Raw genomic sequence first — 21005 nt, 5'->3', positions numbered from 1 at the left:
CAACGACCCGGAACCGCGGGTAGTTCACCGGAGAACTCGGGCGCTTGGTCGTAATCTCGGGTGGCCAACACCATTCACTCAGCGACCAGATCGATAATCTCCTCGAGAACGTCCTCCCAGGCTTTCTGCCTCACAGCTGTGGGACGGCTGTGTCACTCAGAGGGTGAAGCGGCTCCGGCAATTTCGATCTCCTCGGCGGGAGCCGGTCCGTCAGTAGAGGACGGCGTCTGCGCCGGCTGCGGAATGCGCACGGTAAAAGTGGATCCCTTGCCCGGGGCGCTGGTCAGGGAAATGCTTCCGCCGTGGGCCTCGACAATGTTCTTGGTGATGGCCAGGCCCAGGCCTGCTCCGGGGATCCCGGCCCGGCGCACCGCTCCAGTGCGGAAGAACTTGGTGAACAGCTCCCGCTGGTCTTCCTCGCTCATGCCCATGCCGGCATCCTGCACCTGCAGGATCGCCTCGCCCGGCTCTCGCCAGGCACGCACGGTGACGGTGCCGCCGTCGGGCGAGTATTTGATGGCGTTGGAGAGCAGGTTGTCCAGCACCTGCGCCAGCCGCCGCGGATCGCCGTGGACGGTCAGGCCCGGAGCGCAGTCGGCGCTCAGGTGCACGCCCGCGGCCGCGGCGCGGGGCAGGGCGGAGCGCAGCCCGGCGCTGATCATTTCCTCACCCGAACACGGGCGCGGATCCAGCGCCACGCTGCCCGAGGCAGCGGCCAGCAGATCCGAGACCAGGCTCAGCAGCCGTTCGCTGTTGCGCTGGGCCACCTCCACGGCGTGCGGAATGGTGCCGCTCAGCCCGGTGTCCTCCGCCTCTTCCTGCGCCAGGTCCAGGTAGCCGATGATGGACGTCAGGGGAGTGCGCAGCTCATGGGAAACGCTGGACACAAAGTCATCCCGTGCCCGGAGCGCGTCCATCAGGGCCGTGACGTCATTGAACGTGATGACCGCGCCGTTGAACCCGTTCTCGTTGCGCAGGATGCTCGCGGAGCAGGACAGCGCCATCAGGTCGCCGGGCCGGCCGGCCCACATCAGCACGTCCTGGAAGGCCTCACCCTTTAACGCCCGGACAACGGGCCGCTCCTCCCTGCGCAGCGCGGTGGTGCGGTCCGAACCGAAGAAGAGCAGGTCCTGTTCCTGGGTGTGCTCCATGTCCGTGGGCCGGATCCGGTCATCGAGCACGCGCATCCGTTCGTTCTTATGCACGGCCGAGCCGTCCGGTCCGACCACCAGCACGCCCACGTCGATGGCGTTCAGGACAACGTCCAGCAGCTGGGACCGTTCAGTGCTTTGGAACAGCGCGTCTCCGAGCAGCTGGTCCTTGTGTGCCAGGGCGGCCTGCCGGGAGTCCATGTCCCGCCGGATCACCACCACCGTAAAAGCCGCGGCCAGGGTGACCAGTGGCCCCAGGATAGGCGCGGCCAGGCGCTGCCCGGTGGTGGGCTCAGGCGAGCTGAACACCGGATACCACACGATGATCAGCGGACCGACAAAGCTGAGCAGCAGCGCCCCCGCCGCCGACACGCGGGACCAGGCCAGCCAAAAGACGGGAAACACGCTGAGCAGGTAAATGCCCATGGCCAAGCCGAACCCGCCCTGATAGAGGACACCGATCGCAGCAAAATCCAGGATCGGAAGAATCCAGTAAGAGGGATGCCAGAGACGGCCCCAGGGAACGACGGCGGCGGCCACGCTGATGAGCAGCACCAGCATCAGCCCGGCCTGGAACTGCGGACGGCCCATGATCTCCGGAAGCAGGGACGCATAAATGATGCAGAGCAGGCCCACGGTGATCACGAGGGGGGTCTGGCTCATCCACACCCGCTGGCGCAGCGTCATCTCGTGGAAGTCCGAGTGCAGTCCAACCAGGGAGAGCAGACGCGTGCCGAGCCGTGACATGGTTGGTGAAACTCCCCCTGATAAGCGAACTGGCGTGCTCTCAGGGTACCCGCCTGTCCGGCGCCGCCTGACCGAATCTTTTGCGGCGCGGCCTCTTATGGAGCGGCTAGTCCAGGGCGGCCAGCAGGGAGGCTATGGTTTCGCGGCCGCAGGCGGCGAAGAGGGCGAGCATGGACACAAGCGCTGCGGCACCGGAGTGCGCCAGGCGCTGCTGGGCGCAGCGGGCCAGTTCGGCAAGGCGTTGGGCGCCGGCCATTTCGCTGGAGATCTTGATGCTGAGCACCACGTCCATGGTGGCGGCGTCGTCCGCTCCGGTGACCGCACGGCGCAGGCGCTCGTAGCGGGACTCCCACATGTTGATGAAGTTGCTGATGAACTCGCGGCAGGACGCCGGGCCGAGCTGGTCGGTCAGCTCCAGGAGCTGCTCGCGGGCGATCAGGTCCGGGCCGTGCTCGGCCGTGGCCATCATCGGCCAGCCCTGGGCGAAGGCGCAGTGGTGCTGGTTGAAGCGGATACTGTCGGAACCATAAGGGGTCCTCCGCTCTGGGAGCCGCTGTGATGTGCGGTGGGGCCGGGTGTTCTGTAAGGCTGCTTGATATATAGAACAATGCCAGCCCTAGCTCAGGAACGGCCCCGGGGAAGACGCAAGATCGGGGCAAGATTGTGCGTCCGGGTCTTTCCCTCCCCGCGAGATGGCAGTACGTGCATCTCTCAGCGCTCAGACGAGCACTTACTGCGATCTCGGCGGTTCCGCCACGCGTAAACCGCAATGCATCCCAGGGTGGCGCCGAGGGAATTGGCGGTCACGTCGTAAATGGTGGCGAAGCGGTTCGGCAGCAGCACGGCCTGCGTGGATTCAATCAGGCAGGAGGCCGCGATGCCGCCGGCAGCCGCCAGCCAGATCCGCCGCTCGGGTAGCCAGGCAGCGCCGATCAGCCCAAAGGGCACAAACATCAGCACGTTCGCCAGATTCTCCACGAAGGAGTAATTGACCCACCCGGGCACGCCCATCCCGTGCAGCTTGGCCAGGATCGCCTTCAGCGTGCCGCCGGAACTCTCATCCACGGGGGAGGGCCAGAGCACCACCAGCGCGAGCATCCCTATATAGAGCATAAAAAGCACGGCCAGGGTTCGGCGCTGGCGCACCCGGCGGGACGGATGCGTCCGGAGCGGGCGCGGCTGCGGGGCCGGCGGGAAAAGCCGCGGCGGGTACGGCGGGGGAGGCGGAGGCTGCTGTCCGGCTCCTGTCACCGGTACTGCCGTTCCCAGGCTAGCAACGTGTTCACCGCCGGGGTCAGTTCCTGCACCATCTGCTGATAGGTCTCCTCGCTGCGGCGGTAGGGGTCCACGACGTCGTCCTCGCCCGGGCCGCCGGGATTGGCGCTGCGCAGACGCAGCGCCCTGCTCAGGGCGGCCGTCCAGCGTTCGGAGGCGCCGACGTCGTCCTGCCCGTCCACCTCGGGCAGCAGCCGGGCCAGTTCACGCAGAGTAAAGGTGCGGCGCAGCAGGCCCGGGGTCAGTTCCACAATCTTGCTGCGGTGCGCCCGGCTCAGGGCCAGCACCAGATCCTGGCCGGCGAGGATGTCGGAGCTGAGCTGGCGGGAGACAAAGTTGGTGGAGTCCCCGCCGAAAACGTTCACGAAGCCCGCCACGTGCGGTTCGATGCCGGAGCCCACCAGGGCGCCGGTGCCGGCACTGGCGACGGTGAACTCGCCCGGGGCCATCTCATCGAATCCGGCCTGGAGCAGACGCTCGGCCATGGGGGAGCGGCAGATATTGCCGGTGCAGACGGTCAGGATGCGGAACGGGGTATTGGTGCTCATGTCTCCGGGCTTCGAATTGCGCGTTCTTGGGGCTGCTTTTGCGGTTACTGCGACTGCTTTGGAATGCTTTTGGGGCGCTGAAACGGGCTTTTGCGGACAATCCACGGTTCATTGCGTCGATCTTGAGGTTACCTTGTGCCGGCCTTGTGCATTGGCCAAACGTTGCATCAACCCTGCGGGAAGAGCGCGTTGTTTCTTGAGGACCGGGCGGCAAAGTAATACCCAGCGGCAAGGAAAACCTTCCTCAGGCCGAAAAGATTTCAAACACAATGAACAAGGGGAACACAATGAACAAGATGGCTAAAGGCGCACTGGCAATCGGCGTAGGCGCAGCACTCCTCCTCGGCGGCGGCGGAACCCTCGCCATCTGGAACGACGCCGAGACCACCGCCAGCGGCTCGATCACTGCCGGTGACCTGCAGCTGTCGCCGGTTGTGGGCGGCGAAGGCAAATGGACCAACGCTGTTGGCACCGTGGTGGATCTGAACACTTACAAGGTGGTTCCGGGCGACGTCCTGACCTACACCCAGAAGCTGAACGTCAAGCTCACTGGTGACCTGATGACGGCCAAGATCAGCGCGACACAGCCGGTCTTCGGCAACGGCGGATTCGCTGCCGCAGATGTGACCGTTGAAGCACCCACCCTGAAGAAGGCCGACGGCACGGCAATCCCGGCGATCCTGAAGCCCGCTGACTCCGGAGACATCATCGCTTCGGCCAAGTTCACCTTCAACAACAGGCTTGACCAGGCACAGAGCAGCGTCAACGCCAATGCCACCTTTGGCGCCATCACCTACAAGCTGGACCAGCAGGCCCCGGCCACCAAGCCGTAACGGCCCAGCAGCACCGGCTAACGCCACCTTGTTCTAACCCCTGGTTGTGCGCGGAGCGCATGTTCCGCGCACAACCTGTTCCCTGGAGATGCATTCCGTGAAGAGCCTTCGAGCACTGAAAGCGGCAGGACTCATCCTCGTCGCCGTCGCGCTCGGGCTGATGACGGTCCAGGGAAGCTACGCGCTGTGGAACGCCACAGTAAACACCGCCCCTTCAACCGTCCAAGCCGCGGACTTCAGCATTCTGGTCAACGGAGTGGACATGAGGGGAACGCAGGTTCAGCTCCCCATCGGTGAGCTGGCCCGTGGAAAAACCGCTTACGCGGCTATCGAGATTAGAAACAACGTGAATGTCACGGCGGCTTCCCCGCTGCGGCTCGGTTTTGACCTCACCCTGGTGCCGGTGGATAGATTCGGCGGAAACCTGGTGGTCAAGACTTTCGTGCCGGCTCCGGGCGGCACCTGCCAGGCAGTAGCTGCGGCGTCGTACAAGGAAGCTCCGAACGGTATCTCCCGGGCATTGGCCCTGGGAGCCACGCAAAACGTCTGCGTTGCAGTGGAACTCAACGCGGCCACGCCTACCGCACAACTCGGTAAGGCCATCCAAATCCCGGCAAACCTCACCGTGACGCAACTGGCGCCCGGAACCCAAGTAACACCACGAGGATAGGAAGAATCATGAGCGCTCGCACTAAAGCAGAAACCACCACCAGCCCCCTGGGGTTCATCGGTACCTGCCTCAGCTACGTTGCGCTCTGCCTCGCTGCTCTCGCCGCCCTCGTTCTCGTGGCCGTTCCCATGATCACCGGATCCCAGACCTACAGCGTCCTCACCAGCTCCATGGCTCCCAAATATGCTCCCGGAACCTTCCTGGTCGTCAAGCCCGTTCCCTTCGAGGAACTGAAGGTGGGGGACATCATCACCTACCAGATCGAGTCGGGTTCCCCCGCCGTCATCACGCACCGCATCACCTCCGTCACCGCCGAACAAAGTGGTGAGATTGTGTTCATTACCAAGGGTGACAACAACGACGTCGAGGACGAATTGCCCGTGCGCGAAGTCCAGGTCAAAGGCAAGCTCTTTTACGCCGTACCGTACGTAGGCTTTGTGGCCAACGGCCTCGGCAATTCTGACCGCGGCGCCATGGCGCAATGGGGTGCCGTTGCCCTCATGGGATACGGAGTGGTGGCCCTGGTCCGCGGCGCTCTTGCCAAGAAGCGCAACGAGGGCGAACCGGATGAAGGCAGCCGCGGCAACAACAATGACCCGTTTGTTTTCCCGGACTTCGGCCCGGCCGAAGGCGACGGCAATGAGCCCCGCCACGACGATCCCATCCTGACCGACTGTGACGGCTGCGATCACGACGAGCTCCGCGGCGACCTCAACAACCATGTACACCGCCTCGAGGCCCGGAAGCACGCAACCGTCTGATGAGCCCGCACACAGCACCTGCTGCGGGATGGCGCCGGAGTCTGATCGGAGCATCTGTTGCCGGTGTTGTCGGCACGGTGGTGTCCCTGGCCGGAGCACCCGGCGCTTTCGCGGCCGGCGATTACCTGGAATTCAGCCTCGACGGCGAGACCTTCACCTCAACGGTTGCCGGCCCGGTCTTCGGTGAATCCACTGATTACGTTCCCGGCGGCACACGCGGCGCCACTCTCTGGGTCCGCAACAACAGCGAAGACCCGGCCCGGTTGGCCTCGGCCGCCGTCGTCGTCCGTTCTGATCCGGAGATGAACAACTATCTGGGTCTTCGAACCGGCAAGGAATCCGGCCTGTCGCCCCGCGTTTCGCTCGGGGGCTCCGGCTCCTGCACTGATCTGCAGGATGCGTGGGAACTCAAGCCGGGGGAAGAACGCGAGATGCGGCTGGTCCTCGACCTGGCGGTGGATGCTCCCAATGACACGATGAACCGCTCGGCGGACTTCGACGTTGTCTTCCTGCTGGAATCCACGGACGCCGTATCCAGGACCGCCTGCGCTGCTCTGGGGAATCCAACACAGCCGCCGGGTGAATCTGGAACAACCGCCAATACCTCCGGTCCGACGGGAGCGCGCGGGCCTTCAGAAGTCACAGCCCTGCAAGGAACACGCGGGATGCCGCAGCCGGCGCCTAACAGCGTCTTCCCGGCAGCTCTGCCCGAGCGCGGGGACAGTGGCGGGCAAGCCAACGAGGCGATGGAAGCCGGGCTGCCGCAGGCCGGCGGTCCGGCTGAACAGAATCCTCAAGCCGCCATCATCCCGGCCGGTTTCCAGAGCACGGTGGAACCAATTATTCGGACGCTGCAGGGCACGCTCCTGATAGCCATGTCCGTGCTTCTGGCTGCTGCCGCGGTTCTTCGATTCCGGAAGCGGCAGTTGGATGAGTAGGAAGATCCCTGGCCTGCGCGCTGCCGCGGTGGCCTTTGTCCTCACCGTTGCGCTGGGAATTGGCGGTACAGCCGCATTTGCCTACTGGAGTCAGCAGGCCAGCGTGAGCATTTCCGGACAGACAGCGCGGCCGCAAACCCCTGTTCCTACAGATGCCCGGTGCCAATCAAGCTTCATCAACCGGATTGAATGGACTAACACTGCCGGGATGGATCCGGAAGCGCGCTACATCGTCACTTTTGATTCCAGGCTTTTGAACAGCCCGGTATCGTACGCGCTTCCCCGGGGAACTGTCCGGGTTGAGCCGTATTATCTCGATCTCAAGGACGAGCTGGGTTATTCCTTTCGGGAATATCCATTGACGGTGACCGTTCAAACAGCCATTGTCCGATTTCCATCAACTACAACCGTGCGCATTGCACCTGCAGACCTGTTGTTTTCTTCTGAACCCAGCACCCCTGTCATGATGGGATACCAGAACCTGGGAATTGCAGGCTTTCCCTGCAGGTCCTAGAACTGGCCGATTCCCGTAGTACTGCATGAAGTTAAGGACAAACCATTTCTGCTGATCAGCCGGGACCACCGCAGCCGCCGGAGAACCGCCGCCTGTTTCAGCGGCTGCGTGCCCTCCCGGGCTTCCGGGTTGCGGCCGTAGCTTTTGTCCTGACCGTGGTGCTGGGCGCTGGCAGCACCATTGCCTACGCCTACTGGAGCCAGTCGGCTACCGTGGCCACCATCAACGGGACTACCCGTTCCGAGGTCCCGGCTGTTCCGGCCGGGACAACCCTCGCGACTGCAAACCCTGCCCTGACGGCGCGGCCGGGAACACCCTCCCTGGCGTCCTGCTCGCCGGCCCTGAGTCACGAACAAATGGCGAACAACACCTACGCTGACATCAACTTTGGGTGGACGGCCGCAGCCTCCGCCACCACCTATGTGGTGACGGTGAAATCCACCAACCCCGACTACAAGTTTGCCGACGGCGTCACCAAGCTGGACGAAAAGACAGTAACCCAGCCTCGAGTTTCCTTTCAGTTCAAGCGGCTGCAGTCCAAGAGCAACGGCGACCAGCAGGACGGAATTGCTCCGTTTTACACGAAATACACCGTCCGGGTGATGCCCATGACGGGAAATGTTGCCGGAGACCCGCTGTACTTCACGTACCAGTACGATCATCGAAACGGCAGCAACTGCTATTGGAGTGCGGCCACGGGAGCTTCACCTTTGGGAAGCGTGGCTCCGATCAAGTGCATAGATCCGGTGACGGTAGGCGGAGCCCAGGGTTACACGGATTTGCGGGTGCAATGGTCAGCCTCCAGCGGCGCAACCGGCTACTCCGTGACGATGCTCAATGCGGACAGGACCTACGGCGGGGAGATATCGGTGACGGGCACCAGCGCTTCCTTCCGGATTATGCGCCCCTCACCGGAAAGCGGCGACGCGCCGTACTTCGCCACCTACAGCGTTCGGGTCCAACCCATGAACGGCGCGCGAGCCGGTGACCCCGTATACCTGCAGGGCTACCAGTTCTACACGTGGGGCCAAACCTGCTGACGCGCCGCCTCAGCTAGCCCCCGCCGTCGTCGTCCGTTTCAAACACATCCGGAATCCCGTCCCGGTCCGCATCAGCCGTCTCTTCCGCCTCCACCAGCCGGTAATGCCGGTTGCGGATCCGCAGCAGGACCGCGGCCAGCACCGCAGCGGTCACTGACGCGGTCAGGATGGCCACCTTCGCGTGGTCATTGTGCACGGTCCCCGGATCGAAGCTGAGGTCATTGACCAGCAGGGATACCGTGAAACCGATGCCGGCGAGAATGCCGATGCCCAGCAGGTCGATCCACTTCACGGCGGAATCCAGCCGGGCCCGGGTGGATGCGGTAACCACCCACGTGGTGGCGAGGATGCCCAGCGGCTTGCCGGCCACCAGCCCGGCCACAATGCCCAGGGCCACCGGATCGGTCAGCGCCGACCCCAGCCCGCTGACACCGCCGATCGCCACGCCGGCGGAAAAGAACGCGAACACCGGCACCGCAAAACCGGTGGAGACCGGCCGGAAGCGGTGCTCGAAGATTTCGGCCAGGCCCGGCTTGCCCGGCTGCGGCGGCACCGGTTTGCCGTCCGGGCCGCGGCGCAGCACCGGGATGCAGAAGCCCAGCAGCACTCCGGCCACGGTGGCGTGCACTCCGGATGCATGCATCAGCGCCCACACCGCCACCCCCACCGGCAGCAGGATCAGCCAGGCCGCCGCGGGACGGGTGGCGAAGAACCGCCGTCGAGTCTGCGCCAGGAACAGGAACAGGGCCAGCGGGGCGAGCATGATCAGCAGGTAAAGCAGGTGCACGTCTTCGGAGTAGAAGAACGCGATGATGGTGATGGCAATCAGGTCATCCACCACCGCCAGGGTCAGCAGGAAGATCCGCAGGGCCGAGGGCAGGTGGGAGCTGATCACCGCGAGCACCGCCAGCGCAAAGGCAATGTCGGTGGCGGTGGGAATGGCCCAGCCGCGCAGCGCGTCCGTGCCGGCGGCGAGGTTGACGGCCGTATAGATCAGGGCGGGAACGACGACGCCGCCCGCCGCCGCCGCTACCGGCACGATCGCCTTGCTGATCTGGCGCAGGTCTCCGGCCACGAATTCGCGCTTGAGCTCCAGCCCCACCAGGAAGAAGAAGATGGCCAGCAGGCCGTCCGCGGCCCAGGCGCCCACGCTGAGCTTTAGGTGCCAGGGTTCGTAGCCGAACTCGAAGTCGCGGACGGCAAAGTAGGAGCCCGACGCCGGGGAGTTGGCCCAAATCAGTGCGGCCACCGTGGCGATGAGCAGGAGCACCCCGCCCACCGTTTCCTTGCGCAGGATTTCACCGATGCGCAGGAACTCCGGATAGCTGGAGCGGGCCGGCACCGTGCCGTGCGTACGGCGGGGCGGCACGGGCCTGCCGGCGGGGGTGTTCTGCGGATCCGGTGCCATGGAGCTCCTCGGACAGAAAAACGGATATCCGAAGTTTGGCACCATCCGGGGCGGTTAGCCCATGAGCTTTAGCCGATCAGGGCGCGGAAACCCACGATGACGGTGACCAGGCCAAAGATCATGGACGTGGTGACCTTCATCAGGTTCACGGTCAGGTACCGGGTGGGGGCACCGTTCTCGTCGCGGGCCTTCGGGCTCTTGTAGGCCTCGATGAGGTACGGCGGCCAGACAATCAGGGACCACAGGCCGCCGATGATCAGGATGACCGCAAGGGCGGTGGGAAGGACAATGCCGTTATCCACGGATCAGGCCTTGCGGCTTTCGATCCACTTGCCGGCCTGGCCGGCCTGGATGGTCAGGGCCTTGCCGATCATGGGCTCGGCGGCCTTGGCGATCTTGTCGCCCAGGAACGGAATGGAGGAGCTGACCTTGCCGTCCACGTCCACACGGGTTCCCCCGTTCAGGGGCACCAGGCGCTGGGTGGCGGAAACCTTCAGCGGAACACCGCCCACGGAGAGGTCAACGGAGGCCTCGCGGGAACCGTCGGCCGCGGGAGCCGCCCAGTGTTCCTTCTGCGTGACGGTGAGCGTGGCGCCCACAAACTTCTTGGCCATGTCCGGCAGCCGGTCGGTGGGCAGGGTGCGCACTGCGGTCAGGACAAACGCCCCGGCGGTGTCGCCGTCCACGGTGGCCGAGACCAGGGAGCCGCCAACGTGTTCGCTGACGCTGCGCAGGAAGTCCTCATTGGTGAACGTGTCAGTGACGGTCCGGACGTCGTGGGGCAGGGTGGTCGAGGCGTTCAGGGCCATGGGTCCTCCAGATAGGTAAGTCGCTTTGCCGGCGTGCAGTGCACAGGTGCGCACGGCTCAACCGGCCCGCAATCATCCTAATCTGCGGCGGTCCCCAGCTCCGAAACGGTCCGTGCTCATGGGATTCTCGGGTGTAGTACCTGAGTAGGTGCAGAACGGGTGACTCCTTCGCAGAACTGTAGAGCCCTACGATTTAGTGACGGGCATCACCGCATCTAGGAGACCCACATGAAGCGTCCAAATCGATCCGTCTTTGCCGCAGTCGCCCTGGCTCTTTCAGCTACCCTCTGCGCATGCAACGGACCTGCTCCGGGCGGTACCCAGACAGCGACTCCGACTCCCGCGCCAGCTGCGCGTTCCCAATCGCCCGCCGCGTCGTCATCAGCTGAGCCCACAACTGCCGCGCCGGCAACCGCCGTACCGTCGCTCAATGCAGCATCCTCCGCTCAAGCAGAAGACAGAAACGCTTTCGAACCTCTGAGCACATTCTCCGGGTCGGCAAACGACGTGCAGTACTCCTTCGACTATCCAGTTGGCTGGAGAGTGGAAGAGGGAGGGGAAACAGGCACGGCGTTAGTCTTGGGCCCGGATGGAAGAGAAATCGCTGTCCTCACGATCCTGTACAGGTGGCAACCCCCTGAATGCACTCCTCCGAACTCTTGTCAGATCCGCCCTGCCGTTTACATGGGCGACTGGGCCGGGCAGGCTCCATTGTCAGGTTCCGGGGCGTTTGTTGTACGGTCCATGGCGATGGATCTATCCGGCATCCCGAGCGACAAGGCGCGTTACAACGAAGGTGAGAACGTCTACCTAGTTACGTCATTATCGCGGGTCATCTATCCGGTGCCTCAAGACCTGCTCACGAGCATGATGTATGGGATTGGGACCGTAGTAACGGGATCACCAAGCGGGGACGGAAACGATAAACGAGATGTCCTTTTCACTTCAAACCATGAGTTCGGAACTCTCCAAGAAGCGCAGGCCTACATAACGACAGACGAGCACCGGAAGATTCAGGCCATGATCGCTTCTTTTCGGGAGCAAAGATAAGTTCGACCCCGGGTAGGCACGCAGGTTTCCGTCAGCGTTCCAGGCTCACGCAGGCCACGGCCCGGTCATCGCCCGCCGGATCCGGGCTCGGGCTGGCGGTCTCGCCGTCGTCCAGGGTGATCAGCAGCGAGCGGCCAATGCCGTCGTCGGGCAGGACCCACGGCACGGTGACGCTGGCGGTGGAGCCGCCGTCGCGGTCGGTGGTGAAGTCCAGGCTCAGGTCATCCGAGTCCGCGTTCCCGGTGTCCTCGTACTCCTCGCCGGCATCGGAGGGATCGGCGCCGCACAGCTTCTGGTGCAGCTCGGCGGTGAACTCCGTGTTCGGCGCGAAGCCGCGCACGATCATCTCCAGTGTGGTGTCCGCATCGGTGTCATTGACCGTGATGGTGGTGTCAGCGCCGTCGGGCACAAAGGAGGTGTCATAGGTGCTGGCGATGGCGTTCTCGCAGTACGTGCCGAACGTGCCCTGGATGATGCCGCTGGCAATGGGGCTGGGGGTGGTGGTGCCGCAGCGGTCGGGGTCCTCGGTCACTCCCGGGACGCCCTGCGCCTCACAGCTTTCCTGCGCCGCGCTCCCCGGAGAAGCGGACGCGCAGGCCGCCGCCGTGTCCGCGCCCGAGGACTCCGGACTGGCCGTTGGGGTGGAGGTGGCCTCTTCATTGTCAGCCGAGTACGAACCGCCCCCGGATTCATTGTCATTGCAGCCGGCCAGGGCGAACAGGGACAGGAGGAGTGCGCTGGCCAGGAGGAATGCTTTGCGTGCCATGGGGCAGTCCTTACGTACGGTGGGATCGGCGTGCGCCCGTGCCATTCCAGCGTGGCAGGGGAGGGAATGAAAAACCAGAACACTGCCGCGCATTGGGGCGCCGCCGGGCGATGCCCGGGAAAAACTTCCCAACCTAGCCGCCGCCGTCGCCGCTGAGAACAGGTACGACGGCGGGAGGTGGGTTTTTTGCTCAACTGCGCCCCGGTTGCCGGGCTTTCGCTTCCCGGACACGGTTCCGTGCCTTACCGTCTGCGGCACGGCTTCCCTGGGGAGGGGCCGGAACCCGGCGGCTGCTCACGCTCCGCCGGCACGGGAAATCACTCGCACCCATGAGGGGAAGCATGAAAACACCACGTATCCTCCGCGGAACTGCGCTCGCAGCCGCTGTTGTTCTCACCGCCGGAACCGCCGGACCGGTGTTCGCCGAATCCGGGGCAGCCCGCACCACGGTGACGGACGGCACAGCTGCGGACGGCACAGCCGGGGACGGCACCGCTGCCGCCACGGACAGCGGCAAGGGCCACCATCCCGGCAAACCGGGCCGGCCGGGCAAACCCTGGAAGCCCGGGAAGCCGGTCAAACCGGTCAAGGGCGAGAGCGAAAGACTGCGCGCCAAGGTCACGCTGCACAACGTCTTTGACCATCTGGAAGGACTGCAGGACGCCGCCGATGCCAACGACGGGAACCGGGCCGACGGCACGCCGGGTTACGAGGCATCCGGACAGTACATCGAGGACCAGCTGCGCCGGGCCGGGTACAAGCCGGTACGGCAGAATTTCACCTATGACGGGTTTGAGTTGACCAGCGAATCCCTGGAGCAAACCGCGCCGACGGCCACCGCGTACACGGCGGGGACCGACTTCACCACCATGAGCTACTCCGGCCCGGGGGATGTCACGGCACCGGTCAGCGCGGTGGACATCAATCTCACCGGGGACCGCGCCAGCACCTCCGGCTGCGAGGCTGAAGATTTCACCGGCTTTCCCGCCGGCAACATTGCACTGATCCAGCGCGGAATCTGCTCCTTCGAGATCAAAGTGGACAACGCCGCAGCGGCCGGCGCGGCCGGCGTCGTCATCTTCAACCAGGGCAACGCGGACCCCAACGAGGACCGCAGCGTGCTGATCAACGGCACCCTGGGTACGGAACTGTCAGCCATCCCGGCCGTCGGCACCACCTTTGCCCTGGGCGAGGCTCTTGCCGGCATTGACGGCGTGGAACTGCGGCTCAACATTGATTCGGGAGTGGAGACCACCAACTCCTTCAACATCACGGCGGACACGGCCAGCGGAGCTGCCAACCGCACCGTCGTCGTCGGCGCACACCTGGATTCCGTTCCCGCAGGATCCGGGATCAATGACAACGGCAGCGGCAGCGCCACCATCCTGGAAACCGCCATCCAGCTTGCCGAATCCACCAAGCGGCACCCGCTGCAGAACCGGGTCCGCTTTGCCTTCTGGGGCGGGGAAGAGAACGGGCTGGTGGGCTCGGACTACTACGTGTCCCAGCTAGATCAGGCCGGCCTCGACGGCACCCTGGCGAACCTGAACTTCGACATGCTGGGTTCGCCGAACCTGGTCCGCTTTGTGTACGACGGCGACGGTTCTGCGTTCGGAGACGATGAGAATCCGAGCCCGACGGGTTCGGGCGAGATTGAACGCGTCTTCGAGGAGTACTTCGCCGGGCAGGGTCTGGCTTCGGCACCCACCGCGTTTGACGGGCGGTCGGATTACGCCGCGTTTGCTGATGCACGGATCCCGGCCGGCGGTTTGTTCAGCGGCGCCGAGGGCATCAAGACCGACGAGGAAGCAGCGCTGTTCGGCGGGACTGCGGGGGAAGCCTACGACCCCTGCTACCACCAGAAGTGCGACGACCTCGGGAACATCAACCGCCGCGGACTGGATCAGATGGCCGACGCCGTGGCGCATTCCGTGCTGACCTTCGCCCGGACGGACGCGGATCTGCGTGGCGGTGAGGACGTGAAGCAGCAGCGGGTGGCACCGTCCGGCACTGACATGCAGTACCGCGGCAACGAAGCAGTGAAGTAATGCAGTGGTGAAGTGACGCAGTAATGCAGTGAAGCAAGGGTGCCCGGGCGGTATGCACCCGGGTGCCGGGGAGGGCGGGAGGCCGGAGTCAGCGGCCTTCCGCCCTTCCTCTTGTGCACGTCTTTTCCTTTGGGCACTTCTGTCTGTTCTGCACGGCTGCCGGAGAATCAACCTCTCGTCGTGGCCGTCGCCGTCGTCACCGCCGTCGTCACCGTCGTCGTCGCTGTCGTCGAGTGTCAAGATAGTGGCGCATAGGAACATCCATTGCTGCGCTCATGCCGCTTTGAGACGCGCATTCCGGCAGGAGCTCTACACTCGCTCCGCACAGAACCGCCGCCCGTCATGAGACGGGCGGCGGCTGCTTGTGGAGGAGAAATCCGGAATGGGCTCGGCGAATGAGCCCTGTATGGATCAGGCGGCCGGGCTCACCCGGTCCCACAGGTCGCATCCGTGTTCAGCATCGATCGTTGCGCGGCTGACAACCTGGGCGCTGGGAGCGGCGAACTGCAGCATGTTTCCCTGTGGGCGGTACTTCGGCCACCGCGGTGCGTATTTCACATCGGGGCGTCCGTCCTCGGCGAAGCTGGACCAGTAGCTGATCATCTGGTCTGAGAGCTGCACCTGTTCGCTGCTGAACGGGAGCGCGGTTCCGAGGTAGTCCCACAGGTAGCCAAGGTCATTGACGTGTGTGGCGCCAAACGGATAGTCCGTGCCCAGACGCCAAATAGAGGTGAACGCCGGACCGTTCTTTTCTGCGAACTCGTAGGCGTAGGTCCTGGTGTCCGCACCCAGCCGGTCCCGCAGGGTCTGGTCGCGGCACGCACGCTGGTCACTCTGGACGTCTCCCCATGCGACGGTGGGGGAGGCGTAATTGGCGGCCGGATACGCGGCAGCGACGGCGGCCGCATCGGCCGGATAAGTGGCGGAGATCAGTTCCGCGAGCATCTGCTCGGTGATCGGATTATTGACGTAGTCGTACGCCCCGAAAACACTCTGCTGCGACTCGTCGGCGGTTCCGCCCACAATGACCGGAAGGTCGGTGAGCTTGCGGGCCTTCAGCAATGCCAGCGGATCCTCGGGAAGAACAGCGTTCCCGTAAACGGGCCCGCTCTGCCGGGCCGCCGTCTGCGCAGCAAGGACCTCGGCCGGAGTCTTCCCCCGCAGACAGGCCAGTTCCGTGGCGGGATCGGGGCAGCCGATCGCCGTCGTGAACGAGGCACCTGATTGGCGGGCTGCCTCCGGTGTACGGGCCGAGCATCCGCCGCTCTGCAGGATGGCCCGGTCGAAGAGGCCCTTGGCTCCGGGTGAAGCCATCTGAGCACAGGTGTTCGAGGCTCCGGCAGATTGCCCGGCCAGGGTGACGTTCCGGGGGTCACCGCCGAACTTCCGGATGTTCTCCCGGATCCACTTCAAGGCTGCCTGCTGGTCGAGAAGCCCAAAGTTGCCGGCGGCGCCGTCGGGGTTGTCAGCCTCCAGCCCGGCCGTATCCAGCCAGCCCATTGCACCCACCCGGTAGTTGATCGTGACGTAGACGGCTTCGGTCTTGGTGATGAACTTCGTGGGGTCGGTGTCGCGTCCCGCGCCGGCAACGTTGCCTCCGCCGTGGTTCCAGACGAACACCGGGAGCTTCTTCGAGGACGGCTCACTGGGGCTGTAGACATTGAGGTACAGGCAGTCCTCGTTCAGGGTCGGCTGGTCATAGCCGGGATCCCACCCGGTTCCCTGGGTGCAGGTACCGCCAAACCGCGTGGCATCGAGGACCCCGTCCCAGGGTGCTGCCGCCGCCGGGGCTTTCCACCGCAGTTCCCCGACCGGGGGCGCTGCGTAGGGGATGCCCTTATAGGAAGTCACCATCGACGTCGCTACGCCTTTTACTGCGCCGTTGGTTGTGGACACCACAGGGTATTGACCCCGGTATCCGGATCCGGACTTCGAATCGCCATAATCCGAATCACCGTAATCCGATGCTTCGTACCCGGGCGAGTTGGCGACCGCACCGCTCACGGAGACAACTCCCGTGACCGTTAGAGCAGCCGCAATTCCGGCGGCCAGCCAGGGCCGCGCTTTCCTGCTTGTAATCATTGGAACCTCACTTGTAGGCGGCAGGGCCCACAACGGGCTCCATTGCCGTTTGAACTTCCGGTACGGCAGCGTCCCGGACAGTTTTGTGGGGTGCGAGTGAACGCTGCGTCCGCCGAGTATTGAGTGCGGATCCAGGCCGGGCAACCGTTTTTGCACCCCTGAAGCGTTATTGCGCCATAAATAATGAGCGCGCCCATGTTTCTCTACTCATGCCCGTCACCGGGGGCTAGAGTCCGGGAGCGGTGCCCTCGAATGTCGAGATAGTGGCGCAAAGGAACATCGAGTGCTGCGCTCATGTGCCTTCGCCGAGCGCATTCCTGCAAGAGCTCTACACTCGGCGGGGGTCGGCGGGGGAAAGCCGCAGGAGCTCTACACTCGGCAGGGGGTGAGCGGGGGTAAGCCGCAGGAGCTCGACACTCGGCAGGGGGTGAGCGGCAGGAGCTCGACACTCGGCGGGGGTAAGCCACATGAGCTCTACACTCGGCGGGGCTCGGCGCGGGTAAGTGGCAGGAGCTCGACACTCGGCACCCGGGCCGGGCCGGGACTCGCTGCAGCGGCTGCACCGGCTCTCAGCCTGCAGCGGACGAGGCCCAAACCGCCCCGGAGCACCGGGTAGTCTGGAACAAAAGCCCCGGGGTTCCTCAGCGAACTTCGGGTTATTTGCGTTGTTTCACGTCAAGGAGCCCCTCCCCATGAGCCTGAACGGACTGCGCGCCGCCCTGGCCGAAGACCCGTCCTACGCACGGGTGCGAACCCTCGCCTCGCGCACCCCCGAACGCCGCAGCGAAGACCTGCAGATCGGCGCCCCGCAGGGAATGCGGGCGGCGCTTTTGGCGGAAATGGTGGACGGGCTGGCCCAAGCAGCCAAGGACGCGGCCGACGACGGCACCCCCGCCAACGCTGCGGCCGCACCGCCGGTGGTGCTCGCCGTGACGGCCACCGGCCGTGAGGCCGAGGACCTGGCCGCAGCGCTGCGGTCCTACCTGCCGCTGGCCGGCATCGAGGAATTCCCGTCCTGGGAAACCCTGCCGCACGAGCGCCTGTCGCCCCGCTCGGACACGGTGGGCCGGCGCCTGTCCGTCCTGCGCCGGCTGGCCCACCCCGAAGGCCATCCCGTCTCCGTGATCGTGGCGCCGGTGCGCGCCGTCGTCCAGCCCCTGGTTGCCGGACTCGGCGATCTGCAGCCGGTCACGCTGAAGGTGGGGGAGGAGCGGCCCTTCAACGACGTCGTCAAAGCTCTGTCCGAGGCCGCCTATGCACGCGTGGACATGGTCTCCCACCGCGGCGAATTCGCCGTCCGCGGCGGCATCCTGGACGTCTTCCCGCCCACCGAGGACCATCCGATCCGCGTTGACTTCTTCGGCGACGAGGTGGACTCAATGCGCTGGTTCGCCGTCGCCGACCAGCGCACCCTCACCGGACCGCACATCACCCAGCCCACCGAGCTGTATGCCCCGCCCTGCCGCGAAATCCTGATCACGCCGTCGGTGATGAGCCGCGCCGCGAAGCTGCAGTCCCAGATGCCCGCCGCGGCGGACATGCTGGAGAAGATTGCCGGCGGCATCGCCGTGGAGGGCATGGAATCCCTGGCTCCGGTGCTGGTGGATGAAATGGTGCCGCTGATGAGCCAGCTGCCCGCCGGCTCCCTGTCCGTGGTGATCGAACCCGAAAAGGTCCGTGCCCGCGCCCACGACCTGGCTGCCACCAACGAGGAATTCCTCGCCGCCGCCTGGGCCACTGCGTCCGACGGCGGTGCCGCACCTTTGGATCTGTCCGCCGGCATCAGCGCGGATCTGGAGGCTGCCAGCTTCCGGTCTTTGGCCGACACCCGCTCCGCAGCACTGGCCAACTCGGTGGGCTGGTGGTCCATCACCTCCTTCAACCCGGACGATGAAACCGTCCTGGACATCGACACCCTGACCATCAACGCCCGCGAACCCCGCGGCTACCAGGGCGACGTGGCGGAAATGATGGAGTTCATCGGCTCCCGCGTCCGCGATGCGTGGCGCGTCGTCGTCGTCACCGAAGGCCCCGGCCCGGCCTCCCGCCTGGCCGAGCTGTTCCGCGACAATGACATTCCCGCCGCGCTCACCGAATCCCTGGACACCGAACCGGCACCGGGCATCATCTCCATCACCACCGCCAGCGCGGGCCGGGGCTACGTCTTTGACGGGCTCAAGACGGGACTGCTGACCGAAGCGGACCTGCTCGGCCGGGCCAGCGCCTACTCCACCCGCGACATGCGCAAGATGCCCTCCAAGCGGCGCAACGCCGTCGACCCCCTGCAGCTGCACGAGGGCGACTTTGTGGTGCACGAGCAGCACGGTGTGGGCCGGTTTGTGGAACTCATCCAGCGCGCCACCGGCGCCGGCCAGAACAAAACCGTGCGCGAGTACCTGGTGCTCGAATACGCCCCGGCCAAGCGCGGCGCACCCGGGGACCGCTTGTTTGTGCCCACCGACCAGCTGGACCAGATCACCCGCTACGTGGGCGGGGAAACCCCGGCGCTGTCCAAGATGGGCGGCTCGGACTGGGCGAAGACCAAGTCCCGGGCCCGAAAGGCCGTCAAGGAGATCGCCGGCGAACTGATCCGGCTCTACTCCGCGCGGATGGCCTCCAAGGGGCACGCATTCGCCAAGGACACGCCCTGGCAGCGTGAGCTGGAGGAAGCCTTCCCATACGTGGAAACCCCTGACCAGCTGACCACCATCAACGAGGTCAAGGCGGACATGGAGAAGGAAGTTCCCATGGACCGGCTGGTCTCCGGCGACGTGGGCTACGGCAAGACCGAAATTGCGGTGCGCGCCGCGTTCAAGGCCGTGCAGGACGGCAAGCAGGTAGCGGTGCTGGTGCCCACCACGCTGCTGGCCCAGCAGCACATGGAAACCTTCGGCGAACGCTTCTCCGGCTTCCCGGTGCGGGTGGAATCCCTGTCCCGGTTCCAGACCGCCAAGCAGGCCAAGGAAACCATTGAGGGCGTGAAGAACGGCTCCGTGGACGTGGTGATCGGAACGCACCGGCTGCTTTCGCAGGAAGTCCAGTTCAAGGACCTGGGCCTGGTGATTGTGGATGAGGAACAGCGCTTTGGCGTGGAGCACAAGGAAGCGCTGAAGAAGATGCGCACCAACGTGGATGTGCTGGCCATGAGCGCCACGCCGATTCCCCGCACGCTCGAAATGTCCCTGACCGGCATCCGGGAAACCTCCACGCTGGCCACCCCGCCGGAGGAACGGCACCCGGTGCTGACCTACGTGGGCCCGTATACGGACCGGCAGGCCTCGGCCGCGATCCGGCGCGAGCTGATGCGCGAAGGCCAGGTGTTCTTTGTGCACAACCGGGTGTCTTCAATCGACCGTACCGCCGCACACCTGCAGGAGCTGGTCCCGGAGGCGCGCATCGCCGTCGCGCACGGACAGATGAGCGAATCCCGCCTGGAGCAGATCATTGTGGACTTCTGGGAGAAGCGCTTTGACGTTTTGGTGTGCACCACCATCATTGAAACCGGGCTGGACATCTCCAACGCCAACACCCTGATTGTGGACCGTGCGGACCACTTTGGCCTGTCCCAGCTGCACCAGCTGCGCGGACGCGTGGGCCGCGGCCGGGAACGGGCGTACGCGTACTTCCTGTATCCGTCGGAGAAGCCGCTGGGTGAAGTGGCGCTGGAACGGCTCAAGGCCGTGGCCACGCACAACGAGCTCGGCGCCGGCATGCAGCTGGCCATGAAGGACCTGGAAATCCGCGGTGCGGGCAACCTGCTGGGCGGGGAACAGTCGGGGCACATTGCCGGCGTCGGTTTTGACCTGTACATCCGGCTGGTGGGTGAGGCTGTGGCGGACTACCGCGGGGAGGCCGAGGAAAAGGCCGCCGAAATGAAGATCGAGCTGCCGGTCAATGCGCACCTGCCGCACGATTACGTGCCGGGGGAGCGGCTGCGGCTGGAGGCCTACCGGAAGCTGGCCTCCGCGGTGACGTACGAGGCCATTGACGAGGTGCTGGCAGAGCTGGTGGACCGCTACGGCGAGCCGCCGCTGGCCGTGAAGAACCTCATTGATGTGGCCCGGTTCCGGGTGGGCGCCCGTGAGGCGGGACTGACGGACGTTGCGCTGCAGGGCAACTTCATCAAGTTTGCCCCCGGGGACCTGCCCGAGTCCCGCGTGATGCGGCTGCAGCGGATGTACCCCGGGGCCCAGGTGAAGCCGGCGCTGAACGCCGTGCTGGTGCCCAAGCCGAAGACCGCGCGCATTGGTGGCCGGGATCTGGTGGACGCCGAGATCCTGGCCTGGGCGCAGCAGGTGGTGGACGCCGTTTTCAAGGAGTGACCCTGCCGGCCGGGGCCTCTGATATGGGGCCCCGCCATGGGTG

Annotated in this window: 17 protein-coding genes; 8 read left to right on the top strand and 9 right to left on the bottom strand. The window is 65.1% G+C overall.

The genetic code is table 11. From position 1 onward, the window contains the following. Positions 1-152: 152 nt before the first annotated feature. The 4 genes from ACIQXM_RS01195 to ACIQXM_RS01180 form a co-directional block, all read right to left on the bottom strand. Complete coding sequence (locus ACIQXM_RS01195) at positions 153-1898, bottom strand: ATP-binding protein (protein WP_400926391.1); 1746 nt, start codon at positions 1896-1898, stop codon at positions 153-155. 106 nt (positions 1899-2004) lie between these two features. Continuing rightward, positions 2005-2367, bottom strand: a complete 363-nt coding sequence (locus ACIQXM_RS01190) for a hypothetical protein (protein ID WP_400926388.1) — start codon at positions 2365-2367, stop codon at positions 2005-2007. Positions 2368-2609: 242 nt separating this feature from the next. Further along, the gene (locus ACIQXM_RS01185; RefSeq protein WP_400926385.1) at positions 2610-3011 is read right to left on the bottom strand and encodes a VanZ family protein; all 402 of its coding nucleotides are present in this window, start codon (positions 3009-3011) and stop codon (positions 2610-2612) included. Positions 3012-3145: 134 nt separating this feature from the next. Then, entirely contained in the window at positions 3146-3721 is a 576-nt protein-coding gene (locus ACIQXM_RS01180; RefSeq protein ID WP_400926382.1) for a low molecular weight phosphatase family protein, read from the bottom strand. 287 nt (positions 3722-4008) lie between these two features. On the opposite strand from ACIQXM_RS01180, the gene ACIQXM_RS01175 reads away from it, so the two are divergent. The 6 genes from ACIQXM_RS01175 to ACIQXM_RS01150 all read left to right on the top strand — a co-directional run bounded on the left by ACIQXM_RS01175 (position 4009) and on the right by ACIQXM_RS01150 (position 8477). After that, on the top strand, positions 4009-4554 hold the full coding sequence (locus ACIQXM_RS01175) for an alternate-type signal peptide domain-containing protein (RefSeq protein ID WP_400926379.1): 546 nt from the start codon (positions 4009-4011) through the stop codon (positions 4552-4554). A gap of 97 nt (positions 4555-4651) precedes the next feature. Continuing rightward, positions 4652-5224 carry a hypothetical protein gene (locus ACIQXM_RS01170; RefSeq protein ID WP_400926376.1) on the top strand — a complete coding sequence of 191 codons (573 nt, stop codon included), beginning with the start codon at positions 4652-4654 and terminating at the stop codon, positions 5222-5224. Between the two features lie 8 nt (positions 5225-5232). Next, positions 5233-5985: a signal peptidase I gene (locus ACIQXM_RS01165; RefSeq protein WP_400926373.1), complete on the top strand. Its 753-nt coding sequence runs from the start codon at positions 5233-5235 to the stop codon at positions 5983-5985. Beyond that, entirely contained in the window at positions 5985-6923 is a 939-nt protein-coding gene (locus ACIQXM_RS01160; protein WP_400926370.1) for a hypothetical protein, read from the top strand. The genes ACIQXM_RS01165 and ACIQXM_RS01160 overlap by 1 nt, the downstream gene beginning before the upstream one ends. Continuing rightward, a complete protein-coding gene (locus ACIQXM_RS01155; RefSeq protein ID WP_400926367.1) occupies positions 6916-7437 on the top strand; it encodes a hypothetical protein in 522 nt (173 codons plus the stop codon). Before ACIQXM_RS01160 ends, ACIQXM_RS01155 begins: the two co-directional genes overlap by 8 nt. A gap of 155 nt (positions 7438-7592) precedes the next feature. Beyond that, a complete protein-coding gene (locus ACIQXM_RS01150) occupies positions 7593-8477 on the top strand; it encodes a hypothetical protein (protein WP_400926365.1) in 885 nt (294 codons plus the stop codon). Positions 8478-8490: 13 nt separating this feature from the next. Here the strand turns inward: ACIQXM_RS01150 and nhaA are convergent, their stop codons facing one another. From nhaA to ACIQXM_RS01130, 4 genes are all read right to left on the bottom strand, one after another. Continuing rightward, positions 8491-9885, bottom strand: coding sequence for a Na+/H+ antiporter NhaA (nhaA, locus tag ACIQXM_RS01145; protein ID WP_400926362.1), 1395 nt, complete (start codon positions 9883-9885; stop codon positions 8491-8493). A 68-nt stretch (positions 9886-9953) separates the two neighbouring features. Then, positions 9954-10187 carry an SCO4848 family membrane protein gene (locus tag ACIQXM_RS01140; RefSeq protein WP_400926359.1) on the bottom strand — a complete coding sequence of 78 codons (234 nt, stop codon included), beginning with the start codon at positions 10185-10187 and terminating at the stop codon, positions 9954-9956. Between the two features lie 3 nt (positions 10188-10190). Then, positions 10191-10694, bottom strand: coding sequence for a DUF2505 domain-containing protein (locus tag ACIQXM_RS01135; RefSeq protein WP_400926356.1), 504 nt, complete (start codon positions 10692-10694; stop codon positions 10191-10193). A gap of 1081 nt (positions 10695-11775) precedes the next feature. After that, the gene (locus ACIQXM_RS01130) at positions 11776-12510 is read right to left on the bottom strand and encodes a hypothetical protein (protein ID WP_400926353.1); all 735 of its coding nucleotides are present in this window, start codon (positions 12508-12510) and stop codon (positions 11776-11778) included. Between the two features lie 341 nt (positions 12511-12851). On the opposite strand from ACIQXM_RS01130, the gene ACIQXM_RS01125 reads away from it, so the two are divergent. Then, positions 12852-14558, top strand: a complete 1707-nt coding sequence (locus tag ACIQXM_RS01125; protein WP_400926351.1) for a M28 family peptidase — start codon at positions 12852-12854, stop codon at positions 14556-14558. Between the two features lie 411 nt (positions 14559-14969). On the opposite strand, the gene ACIQXM_RS01120 is transcribed toward ACIQXM_RS01125, so the two are convergent. After that, positions 14970-16640: a carboxylesterase/lipase family protein gene (locus ACIQXM_RS01120; protein ID WP_400926348.1), complete on the bottom strand. Its 1671-nt coding sequence runs from the start codon at positions 16638-16640 to the stop codon at positions 14970-14972. A gap of 692 nt (positions 16641-17332) precedes the next feature. Here ACIQXM_RS01120 and mfd point away from each other — a divergent pair. After that, positions 17333-20962 carry a transcription-repair coupling factor gene (mfd, locus tag ACIQXM_RS01115; RefSeq protein WP_400926346.1) on the top strand — a complete coding sequence of 1210 codons (3630 nt, stop codon included), beginning with the start codon at positions 17333-17335 and terminating at the stop codon, positions 20960-20962. Positions 20963-21005 lie beyond the last annotated feature (43 nt).

Origin of the sequence: Arthrobacter sp. NPDC097144, assembly GCF_044762205.1 — a bacterium.
GTDB lineage: Bacteria > Actinomycetota > Actinomycetes > Actinomycetales > Micrococcaceae > Arthrobacter_B.
The sequence above is the reverse complement of the archived record's forward strand: the minus strand, read 5'-3'. Positions and strand labels throughout refer to the sequence as shown.

What these genes read in the sequence shown, in the direction of transcription:
- ACIQXM_RS01195 (WP_400926391.1), bottom strand. Translation starts at nt 1,898, where the DNA reads ATGTCACGGCTCGGCACGCGTCTGCTCTCCCTGGTTGGACTGCACTCG.
- ACIQXM_RS01190 (WP_400926388.1), bottom strand. Translation starts at nt 2,367, where the DNA reads ATGATGGCCACGGCCGAGCACGGCCCGGACCTGATCGCCCGCGAGCAG.
- ACIQXM_RS01185 (WP_400926385.1), bottom strand. Translation starts at nt 3,011, where the DNA reads ATGCTCTATATAGGGATGCTCGCGCTGGTGGTGCTCTGGCCCTCCCCC.
- ACIQXM_RS01180 (WP_400926382.1), bottom strand. Translation starts at nt 3,721, where the DNA reads ATGAGCACCAATACCCCGTTCCGCATCCTGACCGTCTGCACCGGCAAT.
- ACIQXM_RS01175 (WP_400926379.1), top strand. Translation starts at nt 4,009, where the DNA reads ATGAACAAGATGGCTAAAGGCGCACTGGCAATCGGCGTAGGCGCAGCA.
- ACIQXM_RS01165 (WP_400926373.1), top strand. Translation starts at nt 5,233, where the DNA reads ATGAGCGCTCGCACTAAAGCAGAAACCACCACCAGCCCCCTGGGGTTC.
- ACIQXM_RS01160 (WP_400926370.1), top strand. Translation starts at nt 5,985, where the DNA reads ATGAGCCCGCACACAGCACCTGCTGCGGGATGGCGCCGGAGTCTGATC.
- ACIQXM_RS01155 (WP_400926367.1), top strand. Translation starts at nt 6,916, where the DNA reads ATGAGTAGGAAGATCCCTGGCCTGCGCGCTGCCGCGGTGGCCTTTGTC.
- nhaA (WP_400926362.1), bottom strand. Translation starts at nt 9,885, where the DNA reads ATGGCACCGGATCCGCAGAACACCCCCGCCGGCAGGCCCGTGCCGCCC.
- ACIQXM_RS01135 (WP_400926356.1), bottom strand. Translation starts at nt 10,694, where the DNA reads ATGGCCCTGAACGCCTCGACCACCCTGCCCCACGACGTCCGGACCGTC.
- ACIQXM_RS01130 (WP_400926353.1), bottom strand. Translation starts at nt 12,510, where the DNA reads ATGGCACGCAAAGCATTCCTCCTGGCCAGCGCACTCCTCCTGTCCCTG.
- ACIQXM_RS01125 (WP_400926351.1), top strand. Translation starts at nt 12,852, where the DNA reads ATGAAAACACCACGTATCCTCCGCGGAACTGCGCTCGCAGCCGCTGTT.
- ACIQXM_RS01120 (WP_400926348.1), bottom strand. Translation starts at nt 16,640, where the DNA reads ATGATTACAAGCAGGAAAGCGCGGCCCTGGCTGGCCGCCGGAATTGCG.
- mfd (WP_400926346.1), top strand. Translation starts at nt 17,333, where the DNA reads ATGAGCCTGAACGGACTGCGCGCCGCCCTGGCCGAAGACCCGTCCTAC.